Annotated in this window: 3 protein-coding genes; all 3 read right to left on the reverse strand. The window is 67.6% G+C overall.

Going from position 1 to position 2303, the window contains the following annotated elements; all coding sequences use genetic code 11:
- Nucleotides 1-133: 133 nt before the first annotated feature.
- From sphsw_RS10180 to sphsw_RS10190, 3 genes are read right to left on the reverse strand one after another with little or no spacing between them, the layout of a single operon-like run.
- Nucleotides 134-1330, reverse strand: a complete 1197-nt coding sequence (locus tag sphsw_RS10180; protein WP_031440527.1) for a thiolase family protein — start codon at nt 1328-1330, stop codon at nt 134-136.
- Nucleotides 1331-1369: 39 nt separating this feature from the next.
- A complete protein-coding gene (locus tag sphsw_RS10185; protein WP_031440528.1) occupies nt 1370-1783 on the reverse strand; it encodes a DUF4345 domain-containing protein in 414 nt (137 codons plus the stop codon).
- Entirely contained in the window at nt 1780-2256 is a 477-nt protein-coding gene (locus sphsw_RS10190; protein ID WP_031440529.1) for a DUF2721 domain-containing protein, read from the reverse strand. The genes sphsw_RS10185 and sphsw_RS10190 overlap by 4 nt, the downstream gene beginning before the upstream one ends.
- Nucleotides 2257-2303 lie beyond the last annotated feature (47 nt).

Here is a 2303-nt window from a genome sequence, read left to right on the forward strand (position 1 = left end):
GTCAGGATCCAGAGCCAGGAGCGCTGTGGCCCGTTACCCTGGATCCTGACTTTCGTCAGGATGACGGGCGGGGGCGGGGTGGATGGTGCGGAGCGACGGGAGAGGGCGGCGCACCCCCACCACCCCCGTTGCGTCAGACGATCTCGAACAGGCCCGCGGCGCCCATGCCGCCGGCGGTGCACATCGAGACCACGACATAGCGGACACCGCGTTTGCGGCCCTCGATCAGTGCGTGGCCGACGAGGCGCGAGCCGGTCATGCCAAAGGGGTGGCCGACCGCGATCGCGCCGCCATTGACGTTGTACTTTTCGGGATCGATGCCGAGATGGTCGCGGCAATAGAGGCATTGCGACGCGAACGCCTCGTTCAGCTCCCACAGGCCGATGTCCGCGACGGTCAGCCCGGCGCGGTCGAGCAGCTTGGGGATCGCGAAGACCGGGCCGATGCCCATTTCGGCGGGATCGCAGCCGGCGGACTGGAAACCCCGATAGATACCGAGGATCTCCTTGCCCTCGGACTCCGCGGTCCGGCGGTCCATCAGCAGCTGCGCAGACGCGCCGTCGGAGAGCTGGCTGGCATTGCCCGCGGTGACGCTGGTCCCCGGGCTGGAAAAGTCGCCGCCCGGCCAGACCGTCTTCAGCCCGGCGAGCGCCTCCGCGGTGGTGCCCGCGCGGATCCCCTCGTCCTGGGTCAGCGTGACGTGCTCGCTGCCGGTGCGCGCGCCCTGTTTATCGAACAGTGCCTTCTCGACGGTGATCGGCACGATCTCCTCGGCGAACGCGCCGCTCGCGAGGCCGGCGGCGGCGCGCTGCTGGCTCATCGCGGCATAGGCGTCCTGCGCCTCGCGGCTGATGCCATATTTGCGCGCGACGATCTCGGCGGTCTCGATCATCGGGATATAGGCGGCGGGCTCGCGCGCGGTGACGCTCTGGTTGACGTAGCGCGGTGCGTCCTTCGTCACGGTGTAGCTGATCGATTCCATCCCGCCCGCCAGCGCGACATCGGCCTCGTCACAAATGATCGTGCGGGCAGCGAGCGCGACCGCGGTCAGCCCCGAGCCGCATTTGCGGTCGAGCGTGACCGCGGGGACCGATTCGGGCAGGCCACCGGCGAAGAGCGCCATGCGCCCGGCATTGCCGCTCTGCGTCCCCCATTGGTTGCCGACGCCCCAGAACACCTCGTCGATACGTGCAGGGTCGATCCCGGCGCGCTCGACCACCGCGGTCATCACATGCCCGCCGAGCACCGGTGCCTCGGTCGCGTTGAACGCGCCGCGATAGGCTTTGCCGATGGCGGTACGGGCAGTCGAGACGATGGCGGCTTCACGCATGCTTGGACCTTTCGAGGACCGGGTATGGTCAAGCGTCGTCTAGGGATTCGGTCCGGCGTTGGAAAGGGCCCGCCGGGCGAGGCGCGCCTGCCAGAGCATCAGCAGCGGCACGACGAGGATTTCCATGCCGAGCCCGAGCACATGTCCGCGCGACGGCATGCCGACATCGATCAGCGAGACGAGCCGCGCGAGGCCGCCGACCACGATCAGCCCGCCGAGCAGCCGGAAGCGCGGGCCCTTTGTCTCGATATGCGGAATGCAGCTGAGAAAGCCGAGCCCGGTCGCGAAAAAGATGCCCGAAATATAGCGGAAATGGCTGTCGAGATCGCGCGGCACGTCGGCGAGGTGGCCGAACGGGGCGGGGCCGTGGACGATCCCCTGACCGCCGACGAGCAGCGGCAGGAGGCAGGCGAGCGCGACGACGCCCTGCAGCAGGCGCTTTTCGGTGTTCATGTCAGCTTGTCGAGCAGTTCGGGGTTGTCGAGCAGTTCGGGGCGGATGCGGAAGGCGACCAGCGAGATCCGCACCTCGATCATGAAGCTGGCAAAGGCGGCGATCAGCAGGATCATCGCGAGGATGAACGAGACCGCGACATAGGTCCCGAAGTGCAGCTTGGCGAGTTCGGCGATGAACAGCAGCGCGATGACGATACAGGTCATGATCGCGCTCGACACCGCGAGGAAGAGCGAGGCGTTGATGATCGTCATCCGCCGGTCGAGCAGCCGCAACTCCCAGATATGGCGGATGCGTTCGGGCCCCGCGCTGCTGGGATGGAGCTTTTCGAGCTGGCGGGCGCGGTCGATGACGCGCGAGAGGCGACCGGCGAGCACGTTGAGCAGCTGGCCGATGCCCGCGAGCATGAAGACGGGCGCAAGCGACAGCTGGATCGTCTGCGCGATCGTCGAAACGGCGGGAAGGGGTATCATCCTGATCATCATGCGGAATAACCGCGCCGGAGGGAAGCCAATCCCGC

This window comes from Sphingomonas sp. FUKUSWIS1 (assembly GCF_000733135.1).
In the GTDB taxonomy this organism is placed as follows: domain Bacteria; phylum Pseudomonadota; class Alphaproteobacteria; order Sphingomonadales; family Sphingomonadaceae; genus Sphingomonas; species Sphingomonas aerolata.